The 15,633-nt window shown below is 37.4% G+C and carries 15 protein-coding genes and 1 riboswitch; of the genes, 7 read left to right on the forward strand and 8 right to left on the reverse strand.

Annotation, left to right across the window (positions count from 1 at the left end; translation table 11 throughout):
• Positions 1 to 5: 5 nt before the first annotated feature.
• Positions 6 to 935, forward strand: a complete 930-nt coding sequence (fba, locus tag VIHSUH07_RS08635) for a class II fructose-1,6-bisphosphate aldolase (RefSeq protein WP_105084635.1) — start codon at positions 6 to 8, stop codon at positions 933 to 935.
• 3 nt (positions 936 to 938) lie between these two features.
• Positions 939 to 2,495, forward strand: coding sequence for a putative polysaccharide biosynthesis protein (locus VIHSUH07_RS08640; protein ID WP_105084636.1), 1,557 nt, complete (start codon positions 939 to 941; stop codon positions 2,493 to 2,495).
• A gap of 100 nt (positions 2,496 to 2,595) precedes the next feature.
• Here VIHSUH07_RS08640 and VIHSUH07_RS08645 read toward each other — a convergent pair whose 3' ends face one another.
• A complete protein-coding gene (locus VIHSUH07_RS08645) occupies positions 2,596 to 3,912 on the reverse strand; it encodes a hypothetical protein (RefSeq protein ID WP_105084637.1) in 1,317 nt (438 codons plus the stop codon).
• A 336-nt stretch (positions 3,913 to 4,248) separates the two neighbouring features.
• Positions 4,249 to 5,613 carry a hypothetical protein gene (locus VIHSUH07_RS08650; RefSeq protein WP_105084638.1) on the reverse strand — a complete coding sequence of 455 codons (1,365 nt, stop codon included), beginning with the start codon at positions 5,611 to 5,613 and terminating at the stop codon, positions 4,249 to 4,251.
• 221 nt (positions 5,614 to 5,834) lie between these two features.
• Between VIHSUH07_RS08650 and VIHSUH07_RS08655 the strand changes: the two genes are divergently transcribed.
• Both VIHSUH07_RS08655 and VIHSUH07_RS08660 read left to right on the forward strand, forming a co-directional pair.
• Complete coding sequence (locus VIHSUH07_RS08655; protein ID WP_105084639.1) at positions 5,835 to 6,569, forward strand: gamma-glutamyl-gamma-aminobutyrate hydrolase family protein; 735 nt, start codon at positions 5,835 to 5,837, stop codon at positions 6,567 to 6,569.
• A complete protein-coding gene (locus VIHSUH07_RS08660) occupies positions 6,569 to 7,876 on the forward strand; it encodes an APC family permease (RefSeq protein ID WP_105084640.1) in 1,308 nt (435 codons plus the stop codon). Before VIHSUH07_RS08655 ends, VIHSUH07_RS08660 begins: the two co-directional genes overlap by 1 nt.
• A 98-nt stretch (positions 7,877 to 7,974) precedes the next feature.
• On the opposite strand, the gene VIHSUH07_RS08665 is transcribed toward VIHSUH07_RS08660, so the two are convergent.
• On the reverse strand, positions 7,975 to 8,817 hold the full coding sequence (locus VIHSUH07_RS08665; protein ID WP_105084641.1) for a hypothetical protein: 843 nt from the start codon (positions 8,815 to 8,817) through the stop codon (positions 7,975 to 7,977).
• 112 nt (positions 8,818 to 8,929) lie between these two features.
• Here VIHSUH07_RS08665 and VIHSUH07_RS08670 point away from each other — a divergent pair, with 112 nt between their 5' ends.
• Positions 8,930 to 9,589, forward strand: coding sequence for an HAD family hydrolase (locus VIHSUH07_RS08670; RefSeq protein WP_105084642.1), 660 nt, complete (start codon positions 8,930 to 8,932; stop codon positions 9,587 to 9,589).
• A 95-nt stretch (positions 9,590 to 9,684) separates the two neighbouring features.
• Here VIHSUH07_RS08670 and VIHSUH07_RS08675 read toward each other — a convergent pair whose 3' ends face one another.
• The gene (locus VIHSUH07_RS08675; RefSeq protein WP_005376233.1) at positions 9,685 to 10,683 is read right to left on the reverse strand and encodes an AEC family transporter; all 999 of its coding nucleotides are present in this window, start codon (positions 10,681 to 10,683) and stop codon (positions 9,685 to 9,687) included.
• A gap of 161 nt (positions 10,684 to 10,844) precedes the next feature.
• Between VIHSUH07_RS08675 and VIHSUH07_RS08680 the strand changes: the two genes are divergently transcribed.
• Positions 10,845 to 11,429 carry an acetate uptake transporter gene (locus VIHSUH07_RS08680; protein ID WP_233187843.1) on the forward strand — a complete coding sequence of 195 codons (585 nt, stop codon included), beginning with the start codon at positions 10,845 to 10,847 and terminating at the stop codon, positions 11,427 to 11,429.
• A 90-nt stretch (positions 11,430 to 11,519) separates the two neighbouring features.
• On the opposite strand, the gene VIHSUH07_RS08685 is transcribed toward VIHSUH07_RS08680, so the two are convergent.
• From VIHSUH07_RS08685 to VIHSUH07_RS08700, 4 genes are all read right to left on the reverse strand, one after another.
• Positions 11,520 to 12,116, reverse strand: coding sequence for a hypothetical protein (locus tag VIHSUH07_RS08685; RefSeq protein ID WP_105084643.1), 597 nt, complete (start codon positions 12,114 to 12,116; stop codon positions 11,520 to 11,522).
• Between the two features lie 17 nt (positions 12,117 to 12,133).
• A complete protein-coding gene (locus VIHSUH07_RS08690; protein WP_105084644.1) occupies positions 12,134 to 12,448 on the reverse strand; it encodes a hypothetical protein in 315 nt (104 codons plus the stop codon).
• A gap of 264 nt (positions 12,449 to 12,712) precedes the next feature.
• On the reverse strand, positions 12,713 to 13,483 hold the full coding sequence (locus tag VIHSUH07_RS08695; protein ID WP_105084645.1) for a hypothetical protein: 771 nt from the start codon (positions 13,481 to 13,483) through the stop codon (positions 12,713 to 12,715).
• A 196-nt stretch (positions 13,484 to 13,679) separates the two neighbouring features.
• Entirely contained in the window at positions 13,680 to 14,897 is a 1,218-nt protein-coding gene (locus tag VIHSUH07_RS08700; RefSeq protein WP_105084646.1) for a hypothetical protein, read from the reverse strand.
• 247 nt (positions 14,898 to 15,144) lie between these two features.
• On the opposite strand from VIHSUH07_RS08700, the gene VIHSUH07_RS09800 reads away from it, so the two are divergent.
• Positions 15,145 to 15,195, forward strand: coding sequence for a hypothetical protein (locus tag VIHSUH07_RS09800; protein ID WP_353511575.1), 51 nt, complete (start codon positions 15,145 to 15,147; stop codon positions 15,193 to 15,195).
• A 274-nt stretch (positions 15,196 to 15,469) separates the two neighbouring features.
• Positions 15,470 to 15,557, forward strand: a riboswitch (ZMP/ZTP riboswitch).
• The last annotated feature ends 76 nt before the right edge of the window (positions 15,558 to 15,633 follow it).

Below are 15,633 nucleotides of genomic sequence, written 5' to 3' on the forward strand. Positions count from 1 at the left end.
ACAACATGCCATTAGTAACGACTACGGAAATGTTCAAAAAAGCTTATGAAGGCGGCTATGCAGTAGGTGCTTTCAACGTTAACAATATGGAAATCGTACAAGGTATCGTCGATGCAGCAAAAGAGGAACAATCCCCTCTTATTTTGCAAGTATCTGCAGGTGCTCGCAAATATGCTAAACATATTTATCTTGTAAAACTAGTAGAAGCAGCATTGGAAGATAGCAATTTACCAATCGCTCTTCACCTTGACCACGGTGATTCTTTTGAAATCTGTAAAGATTGCGTAGACGGCGGTTTTACATCTGTTATGATTGACGCATCTCACCACGATTTCGACGAAAACGTAAAAATCACTAAACAAGTTGTTGAATACGCTCATGCGCACGGTGTTGTAGTAGAGGCAGAACTTGGTCGTTTAGCTGGCGTCGAAGATGACGTTAACGTATCCGATGCAGATGCTCGCTTCACAGACCCAGAACAAGCTGCTGAATTCGTAGCATTAACAGGTGTTGATTCCTTGGCTATCGCTATCGGTACAAGCCACGGTGCTTACAAATTCAAAGGCACACCATACCTCGACTTTGAACGTTTGGAAAAGGTTGGTCAATTATTGCCTAACTTCCCTATCGTATTGCATGGTGCTTCCTCCGTATTGCCTGAATTCGTAGCAAAATGTAACGAATTTGGTGGCAACATCCCTGGCGCACAAGGCGTACCTGAAGAAATGCTTCGCAAAGCAGCGCAAATGGCGGTTTGCAAAATCAACATCGATACTGACCTTCGCCTTGCTATGACTGCATCTGTACGCGAATACTTGGCACAAAATCCATCCGAATTTGACCCTCGTAAATATTTAGGACCTGCTCGTGATGCTATTAAAGGCATGGTAGCTCACAAAATTAAAGATGTATTAGGTTCTTCTCACAAACTATAATCTATGGCTAGTGGATTTGTAAAAGGAACCTTAATCTTAACCATTGCCGGTTTCGTAGTGAAAGCCATCGGTAGTATCAACTGGATTCTTCTCTCCCGTATCTTGGGCGGGGAAGGCATCGGGATCTACCAGATGGCCTTTCCTATCTATTTGTTACTATTACAAATTTCGAGCGCAGGTGTGCCGATTGCCATCTCTATTTTGACGGCAGAACGATTAGCATTACACGACTTTGGTGGTGCTAAACGAGTATTTAATATTTCTTTCACAATGCTGACCATTACGGGCTTTATCGCCAGCTTGGCCATGTACTTTGGCGCAGATTGGCTTATCTCTAGCGGTCTCATTGCTGAAAGCCGTGCCTACTACTCAATCATCGCACTTGCTCCGGCAGTATTCTTTGTAACGTGGATTTCCTGTTTCCGCGGCTATATCCAAGGTTATGAAATGATGACCCCAACGGCGGTCAGCCAAATCGTAGAACAACTATTGCGCGTTATCGTCATGCTCGGTGCAGCGGCCATCTTATTGCCATATGGCTTACCTGCTGCAGCTGGCGGTGCTAGCCTAGGTGCTGGCGTCGGAGCCTTTGGTGCCTTCCTCGTGCTCTTGTACTATTACTACAAATTGCCTAAGGCTAGTAGTACTGGTGAAAGCTACGATGGTCCACGCGAATCAGCCAAGGAAATTTTATCGCGACTGTTATCGTTGTCCATTCCGATTTCCTTAGCCAGCATCATGTTACCATTAACGGCCAATCTTGATTTGCTCATCGTACCACGTCGCCTATTAGACGCTAATTTCCCGATGAATGAAGTAACAGAACTGTTCGGTTATCTTACAGGTATGGCAGTGCCGCTCATCAACTTGGCTACCATCATTACGGCGGCCCTTGCTACGAGCATCGTGCCGGCTATTTCCCATGCCTTTGCTAAACAAGATCACCAAGGTATTTACGAACGCACTGCAGGCTCTATGCGCTTAACATTTATGGCGACCGTACCATTTACGGTGCTATTATATGTACTTGCTGCCCCAACGGTTACGTTAATTTACAATGCGCCTAAGGCGGAACTAGCAACGCAAATCACAGCGTTTTCTATCTTCTTCCTCGGTGTACACCAGGTAACTACAGGTATCTTACAAGGCCTTAACAAACCGCGCATTCCGGTTATCAACATGGGGATTTCTCTTGTCATTAAGGTTATCCTTAACTGGACATTAACGGCAATTCCTTGGCTTGGCATCGGCGGTGCCGCTTGGGCAACCGTAGCCGACATCGGATTTGCAGCCTTACTCAACTTGATTTACATCAAAAAATACACAGGCTACTTCCTCGATATATCCCTTCTATGGAAAAACGTGGTCAGCGCCGGTGTCATGGGGGTTCTCATCTTCTTGAGTTACCACTACCTAACAGGTATCTTACCAATGTGGGCTAACTTTATACTCACAGGTATCGAAGGCTTATTACTCTACGTCATCATCATGGTTCTCTTAAAAGGACTTAATAAAAATGATGGTGCTAGCATGCCACTCATTGGTAGATTCTTTAGATAATTACATATGCAAACTACAAAAGAGGACTGACTCAAACGAGCCAGTCCTCTTGTTAATTTCTACACAGTAATTCAAAACGTATTAGTTATAGATTATATAATTAATTACTAGTCCATCTTTTATCAAATTCTCTAGGATCCATGCCTAAGCCTATCTTTACTGTATCATAATTGTTTTTATCAACTTTACTATTTACATATTGAATCATATCTCGAGTTTTATATTTACTAATATGAATATCATGTGGCTGTACTAGAAGGTGGCTATATACATATTTATCATCATACACAACCATAACAAATAATGTCTTTTCACTATCTTCTAACTCTAGATACATACCCGGTGTTGCATCATTCCAAACAGTAGCATATTGAATAGACTTAGCACCATTAATTTCATCTCTACTTAAAAATTCAGTTAAGTATTTGTAAAAAACAGCTTGTCGTTCAGTTAATACGGAATTAGAAACAGGATGTTTAATAAACAAAGATTTTATCGCCCCCGATGCATACTGAATGTATTCTTGGCCATCCGGTTCTTTCTTTTTATTTATCAATTTACTCCCTTTTAACACTCTAAAGGTATAATTGTCAATTGAAACCGGACTAGAATATTCTAAAACTGTACTAGAAGGTTTAATAGATGGTAACGCAAAATTTGCTAAGGTTGCCATCGTTTTATCAACTAACTCCGTCTCATTCCCCTTTATATGATGTTTCAGTATACTTTCACTTAACCCATAGCCTATATGATATACGACATTAGGTTTGCCTGGTATTGTAAAGTTAATTGTTCCATTAGGACTATCTCCGTAATTAGCGATATCCCAAGTTGCATTCTCGACATTTTTATAAGTAAATGTATTGCCATCAATAAAACGTATTTGCTCCTTACCAGCTTTATTGATTTCGTCTCGTATGACATTCTTTGTCACCGCATCATATGGCACCTGAGTATTATTCCAATTGGTAATATTCTCACGTTGCTGAACTTCAACACCTATATTACCAACTGGTGTTACTGTTTGATGGGTTACAGTATGATCTTCTTTAAATTTTTTTGAAACAGTAGCTACTGAGGCAAATGGCAATGTAAACATTATATCAGCACCATTTTCCTTTAGCATATATACAGTATATGAATGATTAGTGGCGTGATTTACTTCCTTCACAACATACTTTAACTTCTCTATCTCATCATTTGTATATTGAGGGTAAGCCATCTTAATACTCTCTACATTATTACTAATTTTCTTATCAATGAGTTCAGCAATAAATCCTGAGACACGATAGTCTCTATACCTCATCTCATCAATCGTTGGTGTAGCTCCTGGAATATTAACATCAAGCCCATAACACTGACCTGCACCTAACATAACACCAAGAAAACCTAATGTAATTATTTGTTTCCAATTCATAGATACTCTCCTCTATTTTTCTATCTCTTAAGCTAACAATTATTATATCCAAATACTAAATATCTATCAATTTTCTTTAAACTTTCACTGCATGTAAATTTGAAGTAGTCTTGACGTATAGAATTTTAAGGAAACAACTATTTTTTATGCATTATGTTTTACTCTACAAAAAATATCTGCTATATACTAATAAATAGCATTAACAGAAGTGTATAGGATTGAGTCTATATGTTAGGACCCATCCTTTTGTATGGTATTAAGATTGACCTATTTGTAGATGCTACAAAAACAAAATATTCTAAATAAGAGGGTTATAGAATCACAATACATAATAATTTATTTTTTCTTATTCATTTGTTCCGATATATTTCGTTCAATTAAGAACTTTGGCATGCCAAACCCCAATTTAAATCTACCATAATCCTCTTTATTATGCTTATAATCTACATATTGAACAATATCACGTAATTTAAAGTTACTTACATGTACATCATGTGGTTTGACCATATAATGAGTATAAAGATGTGTATCATCAAATACAGTCATCACAAACAAAGTATCCTTTTCACCCTTAACTTCATAATAAGCACCTGGTAGAGCATCATTCCATACAGTAGCAAATTGAATGGGCTTACCTTCATTTAATTGATCTGTCCCAATAAATCCAATTAAAGAATGGTACATTATATTCTGTTTCTTTGGATCATCTCGTTTAAATAGAGGTCTAACAGAAATAGACTCTTTAATTTTACCAGACTTAAAATACTCGACTTGGCTACCATTTTTAGTGACTTTTGTACCTAAAGATTTACTATTTTTCAAAATTCTAAATGTAAAAGGTCCTCTATGTACTTCAGAGGTATATTCTAGTATATCACTAGCTGGTTTTACCGATGGCAATACGATGTTCGCCAAACGATTCATAGTTGCTTTGACTAGTGCATCATCACCTTTAGAACTTATCTTTTTAACTACTCCTTTTGGAAGCACATACCCAATATGATAGGAAATCGTCGGCTGTTTTGGCATAGTAAAATTAATTGTTCCCTCTACCAAATCATTCTTATATACGATTGAATCCCATGTAGCCTTTTCAATGGTTGGGTATGTAAAAGTATTAGCACCTAACACCTTTTCACTAATTTTTTTATTACCTACTATTGGATTATATTTTTTATAAAATACTTCTTTCATAGCATCAGAATTTAACTTACTATATGGTATGTTCGTATCTTCCCAGTTATCACCCTTAGGCTGTGGTCTTAACTCATAATACCACTCCCCATTATAGGTCATTACACCACCTGCACTGATTAACTCTTTATGCTTACCTATACTTCCCTTAGCCTGAGCCACAATGCTTGATTGAGGAATAGTGAATTTTATATTTGCTCCATTTTCTTTTAAGATAAACACCGTACTAGAATATCTAACACCATGGTTTAATTCCGTTGTATGATATATATCCGTCGGTAGTCTCGACATATCATAATTAGGAATAGCCGCATCCTCTTTTTTAACCTTCTCTATAATTTTTTGGTCCATTTCCCTTGAATATACCGTATTCTTACGATAATTTTGATATTCATCAGCAGGTATGGATGCATCGGCGCCAGGAATATTTACATCTATCGCATAGGATTGCCCCATGCCAAATGTTAATCCAAGTAAACCTAATGCTATTACACGTTTCCAATCCATAAAATCTCTCCTCAATTTATACTATATAATCTAAAACACATTATACCTAAATATTAATTTTTTATCAATTTTATATAAATTCGTTTTAGAATTATCCAGTATTAGCTATATTTACACAAATGCAATTCCTACTTGTATAATATGTCATAGTATATTTTAAGGAAATGAATTATAATTATACTGTACTTGATGTACAGTATTTTACACATTGAGGTGATGTTATGAAAAAACCATTAATTGGAATTTCCGGCAATACGCTACGCGATACTAGCGGTGCTTATGTCGATTTAATCCGTTCTTATGTCAATCAAGATTACGTCCGCTCCATCGAGGAGGCAGGCGGCATTCCTATTATTATTCCTTTTACGGAAAATTTAGAGCAAGCAAAGCAAACTATCGATATTGTTGATGGTCTACTCCTTACAGGAGGTCATGATGTATACCCGCTCAATTATGGTGAGGAACCATTGCGAGGTATCGGTGATGTATTCCCTGAGCGTGATCAATTTGATTTCGCCTTACTAGCTGCAGCAGAGGCGCGAAATATTCCTGTATTTGCCATCTGTCGCGGTTGTCAAATCGTGAATGTCTATCGTGGTGGGTCCTTGTATCAAGATTTGCCATATGATAAAAACTGCACGATTAAGCACAGTCAAAATCAAACGCCTGCATTACCTACGCATACGGTAGAAATTGAACCTGATTCTAAATTAGCTCAAATCATCGGCACAACTACATGGATTACAAATTCTCATCATCATCAAACGTGCCGTAATATTGGTGAAAGCTTAGTTGTTACCGGCCGTGCTAAAGACGGAATTGTAGAGGCATTAGAAGATACAAGCCGCCCTTGGTTTGTAGCAACTCAATTCCATCCAGAAATGATGCATGTGAAAGATATGCATGCGAAAGCATTATTTAAAGCCTTTGTAGATGCTACTAAGGAGGACAACTAATGGATAAGAAAAGTAAATTTGGATTTTGGAGTATTGTACTCCTTGGAATCAATGGCATTGTAGGTACTGGTATTTTCTTATTACCTAACAAGGCCTATGCTATTATTGGTTCCGCTAGTTTAGGTGTTCTTCTATTTGATGCTCTCATCGCAGGTTGTATTGCCTTATGCTTTGCGGAGGCGGCTAGTCTATTCACACGTAATGGTGGCCCTTATCTATATGCCAAACATGCATTAGGTGACTTTTGGGGATTTGAGGTAGGCGTTCTTAAATGGATTGTAACGGTTATCGCTTGGGCCGCCATGGCCGTTGGCTTTGCCACAGCATTAGGTGCAGCAGTGCCAGCCTTAAGTGGCGATTTTGCAAAGGATGTCATTTCCTTCATATTAATCGTAGGCTTAACAATCGTAAACATATTTGGTGTTAACGTGTCTAAGTTTGTTAATAACTTGATTACAATCTCTAAATTAGTACCTCTCGCCCTATTTATCGCTATTGGTATATTCTTTATTAATGGCGCTAACTTTACACCTGTATTCCCACACGATACCTATGTAGAAGGATCCTTTGCACAAGCAGCCGTTCTTCTCTTCTTTGCGTATACAGGGTTTGAGGTTATCGCTATTGCCGCAGAAGATATGAAGAATCCTAAAAAGAATTTACCTCGTGCCATTATCATGTGTATGCTACTCGTATCAGTCCTATATATGGCCATACTTGCCGTATCTATTGGTGTTCTAGGATCTGACCTTGCTAACACAAAAGCACCGGTACAAGATGCTTTCAACGTAATCGTAGGCCCAGTTGGCATGTATATTGTATTAGCAGGTACATTGATTTCTATGGGCGGCATTAACTTTGCCGAAGCCTATTACGCACCTCGTATTGCAACATCCATGGCCGAAGATGGCATGCTTCCAAGTGCCTTAGCTAAACGCAATCGTTACAATGCGCCATATGTAGCAGCGATTGTCACCGCCATTGCCAGCGTACTACTCGCCTGGTCCGGTTCATTTACAACTCTTGCTGCTATTAGTGCAGTATCCCGTTTCACACAGTACCTACCAACATGTTTAGCAGTCATTATATTCCGTCGCAAATGGGCCGATAAAGAACGATCCTACACAATCCCAGGTGGTTACACAGTTCCAATCATCGCCATTGCTACATCCCTTTGGATGCTAGGCCAAGCCCAAACAAACCAATTACTTTGGGGTCTAGGTGGCTGTATCGTCATCCTCCCTCTCTACATTTGGTACTGGCGCAAGAAAAAAGCTGGTATAATCAAAGAAAAAGAAGATATCTAATTACATTTTTGTACACAAAAGAGGCAGGAGCGAGCTCCTGCCTCTTTAAAATTAGAACAGGCCTGTTCTAATTTATATGGACATGTATGATGTACCAATCAATAATCCGTAAAAGGTTCTTCTTCTACAGGTTCGGTCAAATCTTCTTCGATATAACCGTATTCATCAATGGATTCTTCTTCGTCGCGCGTATCAATGTATATACTAATAACAGCTAATGCGCCATGCTCGTTAAGGCTCACGATAAGGCTCATAGGGCCATAGACTAAAATAAGATTATCGTCTTCATCACGAATGATATGTGGTACGGCAGCAAAGTGTTGATTCATGAGTTGATCAAAATAGTCCTCTACATCGAGACCGTTTTCTAATGTAATGGATTCTGCATCACCTTTTTGGAACACTACCTTTGTATCTTCATCAATGAATTGGTAGAAATCGTCGATATCAAAGTTATCTGTTTCAAGCCATATGCTAAGGGCCGCAATCCAGTCTTTCACAGTGTGCGGCACAATTGGGAAACGATATGGTGTTTCATCTAAGGATAAACGAAGATCATCATATTCAAACTCATAATTTTCTTGGCTAGAAACGATGCGGTCAATACGGCCATCCTCATTGATATCAACAAACAACATATACGCATATTGGTCGCCCTCTTCATAAGCAACGGTCAAACCGTGACGACCCTCATGAAATAAGGCGCCTTCTTCGTATACCTCTGTAATATACATAATACGACAGATAACAGGTACATGGTCAGATTGGATGGAATCAACCATGGCCGTTAAGAATTCTAAGCTTTCACGTTTATTACGAGCAATAATGCCTCGTCCCGTAGAAACATATTCGCAATCATCGTCGAGCATGGCTTCAACACCATGAAGATTTGCGGATTCTAACGTGGCTTTCATCAATAATAAAGATTGTATTTCAGTCATACTAATCCTCCAAATATTTTCAACTAGTATACTAATTGTATCATAGACTAATTTAAAATTCTCGGTTCATATCATATAATGGAATAAGATTATATAGATTTTGGAGGTCCCCATGAAATATACAACTATCGTATTCGATTGTGACGGTACATTGCTAGATACGTTAACAGATTTACGCAATGCGGTGAATTATGTATTGCGCGCTCATAATTTGCCAGAACGGTCGGTTCCTGAGGTGAAAGCAGCCCTTGGCAATGGCGTTGCACATTTGATGCGTCAATCACTGCCAGATTCCATTTCGGAGGCTGAATTCAACACCTATCTCGACGAATTTAAAGCATACTACGGAGAACATCTACAAGATTATACAGCACCATATCCTGGCATACTTGACGTATTAGACACATTACGTGCAAAGGGATATAAACTCGCCATTGTTTCTAATAAAATTCAAGAAGGCATTACACCACTAAACAAGGAATACTTTGGTGATCATTTACCAGTAGCTATCGGCGAACGCCCTGGATTACAACGAAAACCAGCACCAGACATGGTACTACAAGCATTACAAGAATTAGGTTCAACCCAAGACGAATCCATCTACATTGGCGACTCTGAAGTAGATGTTGCTACAGCCAAAAACTCAGGCCTACTATGCATTGGCGTTACGTGGGGCTTTAGAGATGAACAATTACATAAAGATTTAGGCGTCAAACACATTGCTCGAAAGGCAGAAGATATCGTAACGATTATCGAAGCGCTTAATGCATAAGATATCATAATGATTATCGAATAGTTTAATGCGTAAAAAACGACTAGCACCATATACGTATGTATATAATGCTAGTCGTTTTATATTGTATAGATTTACATTCCTATACCAAATATCGTTAATATTTCCATAATAACTGGTATAACGAATACGAACAATACGGAGCTAATGGTTACGAGTCCTGTGGCAAATGGCAAATCGGAACCTGCTTCATTCGCTACGATTGGCAATACGGCGATAACCGGTCCTGCAGATTGAACGATGAATGTAACGACCGCAACGGGATCCAATGTAATGCCCATGAGGTATTTTGTAGCATAGATAACGCAGAACATAATAAATGGGGCTACGGCAAAACGGCCAATGATACCACCGATGGAATCCTTATTTAAACGCATGCTTTTAAGGCCCGCATCATGTAATACGATACCAATATATAGCAAGGATAATGGAGTTACCATATTCCCTATATAGTTTAACGTATTATGTAATACCGTCGGCAATGGAATTTGAGCATATAGGAATACTAACGCCAAGAAAAAGCCCAATAATGGCGGTGGCAATAATTTTTTCCAAGAAAACTTGCGTACCAAGGTGCGGAAGCTTTCACCATGGCTAGCACCATTCGTAGGCAACGGATCAGCCTCAATAAGGAATACACCAAACATCCATACAGATATGGTATTACCAATATAATACAGCAAGAAAAACGGTAATGCATCAGGCCCAAACAATGCAATCTGTACAGGTAGCCCAATAAATAAACAATTATCGTTAACTACCATATTGATAAAAATACCGCGGCGTCCCCGTGGGACATGTACAATTTTCATCATAATAAACGCTATGATGTACGACACCACATAGGTCATCATCACGACGAGTAATCCATACCGCAAGTCCCACAAATCCGATGTTTGCACATTGTGAAGCACGGACATAAATACGCCGACCGGCAAAATGACAGACATGATGAGCCTCGATAGATTCGAGCTAAATGTATCATTAAACATGCCCCGCCCTTTTAGGAAATATCCAAGAGATATGAGCAAGACGATAGGCATGATGCTTTGTAATGAAGTAAGAAAAACCATATAACCTCCTACATACTTTATATGTAGTATATCACAAATGAAGCCCCACGAGTTTCGTAATGGAACCAAAATCCACTGTGCGCATACATTACTCCAATGGTCAAGAATTATGTTAAATTCATATGCAATACCCAATTTTCAGAGGAATTAAACGAGTTGAAATGAGCGAAAATGTTGCTGACCCGACAGGTCTTGGTTTACTTGGTCTTGCGATTGTATGTTTTGTAGTATCTACATCCCGCGTTGGATGGTCTGGCCCAACAACATCTGTTATTGTCCCTTGGGCTGTTTTATTAGGCTCTTTAGCACAATTGATAGCGAGTTATTTTGATTTCAAGAAAAATAATCCTTTCGGATCTGTTGTATTCGGTGCATACGGTTTATTCTGGTCCGCCATGGCCGGCGTTTGGTTAATCCAAATGGGCTCCTTCGGTCCTGAAATCCAAAAAGGTTTCGATGTAACACAATTAGCATTCGCCTTTGTGGGCTTCTTAATCTTCTCTATCTTTGGCACCATCGCAGCTTTAAAAACAAACAAGGTTGTATTCGCTATTATGCTATTAATCTGCTTCCTATTCTTTGGTCTTGCAACAGACCTATTCTTAGGTGGCAAAACAGGTTTCTTCGCCCTTGCAGCATGGTCCGAATTATTCATCTCCCTCTTGGGCTTCTACGGTTCTGGTGCCGTACTTGTAAACAAGGTATTTGGCAAAACTGTATTCCCTATGGGTAAAAGCATCTTATAATTGATTGAAAACTAGATAATACACTTAAAGGTCTATATATTACTGAGTTGTAATATATAGACCTTTTTTCATTACATATGTACCTTTAATTTATTTATAGCTAAATTGCGCATCCATAATCATTTCTCGCAGTTGCTCAATGCGAACACCGTTTGGCAATCTATCTCTATAGAACTGCAATTTATAATAGTATCTAGTTCCTTCATAATCAGTAACTAATACCATGTCCGTCCTATTCTTTAATGGCCAGCCATACATAAATTCAGCTAGTAAACTGCGCACACCATCATTATTAACCTCTATTACACTATCCTTAATGGGCAATACCATCTTAACAGTAGGTTCAGGAATCGTTCTCTCTTTAACAAGATTTTTAATCTCATTATCTAAGGACATACTATTACCATCAATAGATCTTGCCTTAACATGCATAAATACCCCATCAGAGGTTCTAAACACCCTACCATCAATATCTTTTGTTTCGCCCTGCGTTTCAATAGCATCCTTTAATACGCGAAATTGATAAGGTCCTAAGAATTTTGTTTCTGTAAAAGTATCTAACGATTCATCATGTTGACCACTATGCTCATTCGTAACACGTATCATTGGTGTTGTATCAATTGCTTGTGAAAGCACTGGTGTCGCTAGCAATACCCCAAGGCTGATAGCATATATAATTCGTTTCATCTCTACGCCCTCCACGATTATCGATGATACGGATAATCCTGTTCAATATCCTCTCTATAATCATCTTTATACCGGATTTCATCAATCTCTGCTAGAGTTAATACACGACCTTCAGCATTAACATATTCACGGAACTCATTAAAATATATGCCTTCTATATCTGAAGGTTCTAATTGTGGTTCATACGCTTGAATATTTCCGTATGTACGATTAACTTCGTCTAATATGCGATTCTGTTTCTCTATATCCGCATCACTATCTGTTTGATCATTCGATGATCTAGATTTTGCAATAAGTGCAATGATGATGACGGCAATGACTAAATAGAACATAGGTCTCTCCTACAATACGACTACTATATTATTAATTGTAACATATTAGGATAAATAAATTTGTTTAAGGCATGAAAAAAAGGCCCGACAAAGAAGTCAGACCGTTTCTTCAATTAAATCAATATAGAAGCGAAGTCTGGCGTCCAAACCATTTATGCCTCACTTTGATATAAATTATATCATATCTAAACAGGGAAAGGAGTCTCTTACGGTTTCTTTTTTGTTTTTAAGCATAATGAACCTAAGCAAAAAATAATATGCAAACTAAGCTTCACTGTCGTCAATATAAATATGTACAGAATTTGCTGGCCCCGCTAAACTACGGCCGATTTCAATCGTCATAGGTCCATACTTTATAAAGGATCTATTATTCTTATCACGAATTATATGGGGCATAGTATAGAAAAATAAATTCATCATCTTATCAAAGTCATTTATAATTTCTTCCTTACCTAACAACAAAATAGGTTCTTGTTTTTTTCTTTGAAAATGTACACAGCACTCATCAGCAAGTGAATCATAAAAAGAATGCTCATCTATATATCCAGTTTCTAACCAAATACTAATGGCCGTAAGCCAATCCAAAAAATCAACAGGCTTCTTATAAAAAGTATAATCTATAGGAGGGGAATTATATTCAGCACGATGTTTATCAAGTCTAAAACTCGGAATTTCATCACTAACAATAATTTTATTAATAAGATTATTTGAATCTAACTCAATAAACATACCAATAACATAATTGTCTATTTCATTGTATGCAATAGCGAGCCCCCTTTGACCTTCATAAAAAAACTCTTTTTCTTTGGTCTTCCCTCCAAGTGTCATCATATGTGCATACACGGCTACATTTTCATCTCTGGTCCTTTTTGCCATTGAATTTAGAAAATCATATACTTCTACCTTTCCATTTTTTAATATATTCCTCTCAACATTAATATACTGACAATTGTCTGCTAACAAATTATTAATTCCCTTAAAATCAGCATATTCTAATGCAGATTTAAATATTAATAACGCATGATTTACATTCATCTAGGACACCGCTTTCAATAAAAAAATCTAATTATTAGCGCCTTAATTACCGAATTGGCTACAATAAAATAACTCATATCACGTGCATCTCATAATAATTTCATTATATAGTAAAAAATTATTGAAATAAATCTATAAAAGCCAAAATTCAGAATGATAAATAGGACCTTTTTTACTATAAAATAAAAAATAAGGATTAGATAAACCAAACATCCTCTTGATACATATTACCAGTGTCAGATAATGTTGCATCTGTAATTAATTTTCGTAACTGCGCCTTAGTATATGCACCATGATCTAAGGGATATTGGATTGAATTTTGGTACTTAAAACTGTCATCATAAGTAATAAACAGAAATATACCTTGTCGATTATCTAATTCAAGATCTAGTAATAAACCTGGCACACCATCATTCCAAACAAAGGAATGGCTACCTTTGGTAATCTTTGGGGACCCAGGAAACCCAAAGAACTCTGCAGTCTTATTATCAATTTTATGTAACAAATCAATTTCGTCAAATGAACTAAATATACCCTTTTCCAGTTTACGTGCAGGGTCAATCAAAATTTGTTGCCTTATATCTTTATCAACTATGAAAGTTACACCATCTATCTTAACATTGGAGTTATTTTCTTTAACGGCTGTTTTAGGGACTCTAAAAGAATAGCTCTTATAGTTTTCTACTCTACTATAGTCATCTAAATCTTGAAGAGAATGAATTGAAGGCAATATATAATTTGCCATTATTGTATTAATATCATTTGATGTGACACTCTCCGTTACACGAGGATACAGAATAACATTATATGCTTGCTTAGGATGCTTACTCAACTCAAAATTTAAAGCAATAATGTCCATATCTACAGCACCAGTAAGAGTTGTTTTTCTCCAGTAACTTTTACTAAGACCATCATATTTAAAAACCACATCTGTTTTATCAGGAGGATCTGGCATTTCATTTTCAATAATGGCAGTAACAATCATTGGGGACTGAAATAAATACCCAACCGTTGCATCTGGAAAATCACGTAATGCCTCCTTTTGTACTGCACTAAATGGTAATGTTACTGATAGGCCGCCCTTTTTATTATGTAAATTCACTACTGTGTTACCATCAAACTTACGGCGCTCAATAGTATAAATCTCATTTTTTAAGGCTTCTACTGCATCGTCATCTACAACTACACCAAACTCTTGATTAAAGCGCTCTTTAGAATCAGCGGAAAATGAATCCGCCTTCTTTTTTAATCGCTCATCATAAGTAGCCTCAATTTTATCAGTCGTATATACCGCCTGTACATATGTATCACGCGAAATACTTGGATCTGCACCGAGAATATTTACATCAACAGCATAACTAGATACACTAATAGCGCTCAATACAATAGCACTTAATAATAATCGTTTTAACATATACATCTCTCCCCAAAAAGTAATTTTAACTGTATTGTAACATAATAAGAAAACAATTATGAATACGATTACAAAACGCAAAAGGTTCCTATTGGTCACCTAGGTGACTATTAGGAACCTCTAATCTATTTACTTTTATAATTGACGGCACTATATTAAATTTGAGGCCTCTAAATGGGTCCAGCCTTTGCTAATCTTCTAGAGATTGGCGGTGATCAATATGAGTACATACAAAGTGTTATCATTGATGATTTCCTTTGGCATACTTGTAGCGACCATTATTATGGCAGCTAAATGAATTGACATCTAGCTAAAGCTAGCTTTTCACAGCATTAGGCCATGAAAAAAGGCCCGACTGTGAAGTCAGACCGTTTCTTCAATTTTTTTAATCTAGAAGCGAAGTCTGGCGACCAAACCATTTATGCCTCACTTTGATATAAATTATATCATATTTAAACAGGGAAAGGAATCATATGATTTCTTTCTCTGTTTTCAATTATAAATTTTCATGATGCATACGATAGTGATTTACATCACCGACAAGATATTCTCTCACTTGCTATATTGGTAATATATTCCTACTGGGCTGACGGATAAGTAGAATTGACTACATGCACAGTAGCACACATCGTGTGATAGCCGACCGTCTGGGCAAAATTTTGTTCAGACGGTCTTTTTTTGTTCTTTCATAGCAAATATGCTGGACAAATCTTTAATCATTTCACCTATATGAAAG

This window comes from Veillonella sp. T34266-5, from assembly GCF_002959815.1.
Taxonomy (GTDB): Bacteria; Bacillota; Negativicutes; order Veillonellales; family Veillonellaceae; genus Veillonella; species Veillonella atypica.

Coding starts and splice junctions, on each gene's coding strand:
- VIHSUH07_RS08690 (WP_105084644.1), bottom strand. CDS start 12,448: ATGTTCTATTTAGTCATTGCCGTCATCATCATTGCACTTATTGCAAAA.
- VIHSUH07_RS08675 (WP_005376233.1), bottom strand. CDS start 10,683: ATGGTTTTTCTTACTTCATTACAAAGCATCATGCCTATCGTCTTGCTC.
- VIHSUH07_RS08670 (WP_105084642.1), top strand. CDS start 8,930: ATGAAATATACAACTATCGTATTCGATTGTGACGGTACATTGCTAGAT.
- VIHSUH07_RS08700 (WP_105084646.1), bottom strand. CDS start 14,897: ATGTTAAAACGATTATTATTAAGTGCTATTGTATTGAGCGCTATTAGT.
- VIHSUH07_RS08665 (WP_105084641.1), bottom strand. CDS start 8,817: ATGACTGAAATACAATCTTTATTATTGATGAAAGCCACGTTAGAATCC.
- VIHSUH07_RS08640 (WP_105084636.1), top strand. CDS start 939: ATGGCTAGTGGATTTGTAAAAGGAACCTTAATCTTAACCATTGCCGGT.
- VIHSUH07_RS08655 (WP_105084639.1), top strand. CDS start 5,835: ATGAAAAAACCATTAATTGGAATTTCCGGCAATACGCTACGCGATACT.
- fba (WP_105084635.1), top strand. CDS start 6: ATGCCATTAGTAACGACTACGGAAATGTTCAAAAAAGCTTATGAAGGC.
- VIHSUH07_RS08695 (WP_105084645.1), bottom strand. CDS start 13,483: ATGAATGTAAATCATGCGTTATTAATATTTAAATCTGCATTAGAATAT.
- VIHSUH07_RS08650 (WP_105084638.1), bottom strand. CDS start 5,613: ATGGATTGGAAACGTGTAATAGCATTAGGTTTACTTGGATTAACATTT.
- VIHSUH07_RS08645 (WP_105084637.1), bottom strand. CDS start 3,912: ATGAATTGGAAACAAATAATTACATTAGGTTTTCTTGGTGTTATGTTA.
- VIHSUH07_RS08685 (WP_105084643.1), bottom strand. CDS start 12,116: ATGAAACGAATTATATATGCTATCAGCCTTGGGGTATTGCTAGCGACA.
- VIHSUH07_RS08680 (WP_233187843.1), top strand. CDS start 10,845: ATGAGCGAAAATGTTGCTGACCCGACAGGTCTTGGTTTACTTGGTCTT.
- VIHSUH07_RS08660 (WP_105084640.1), top strand. CDS start 6,569: ATGGATAAGAAAAGTAAATTTGGATTTTGGAGTATTGTACTCCTTGGA.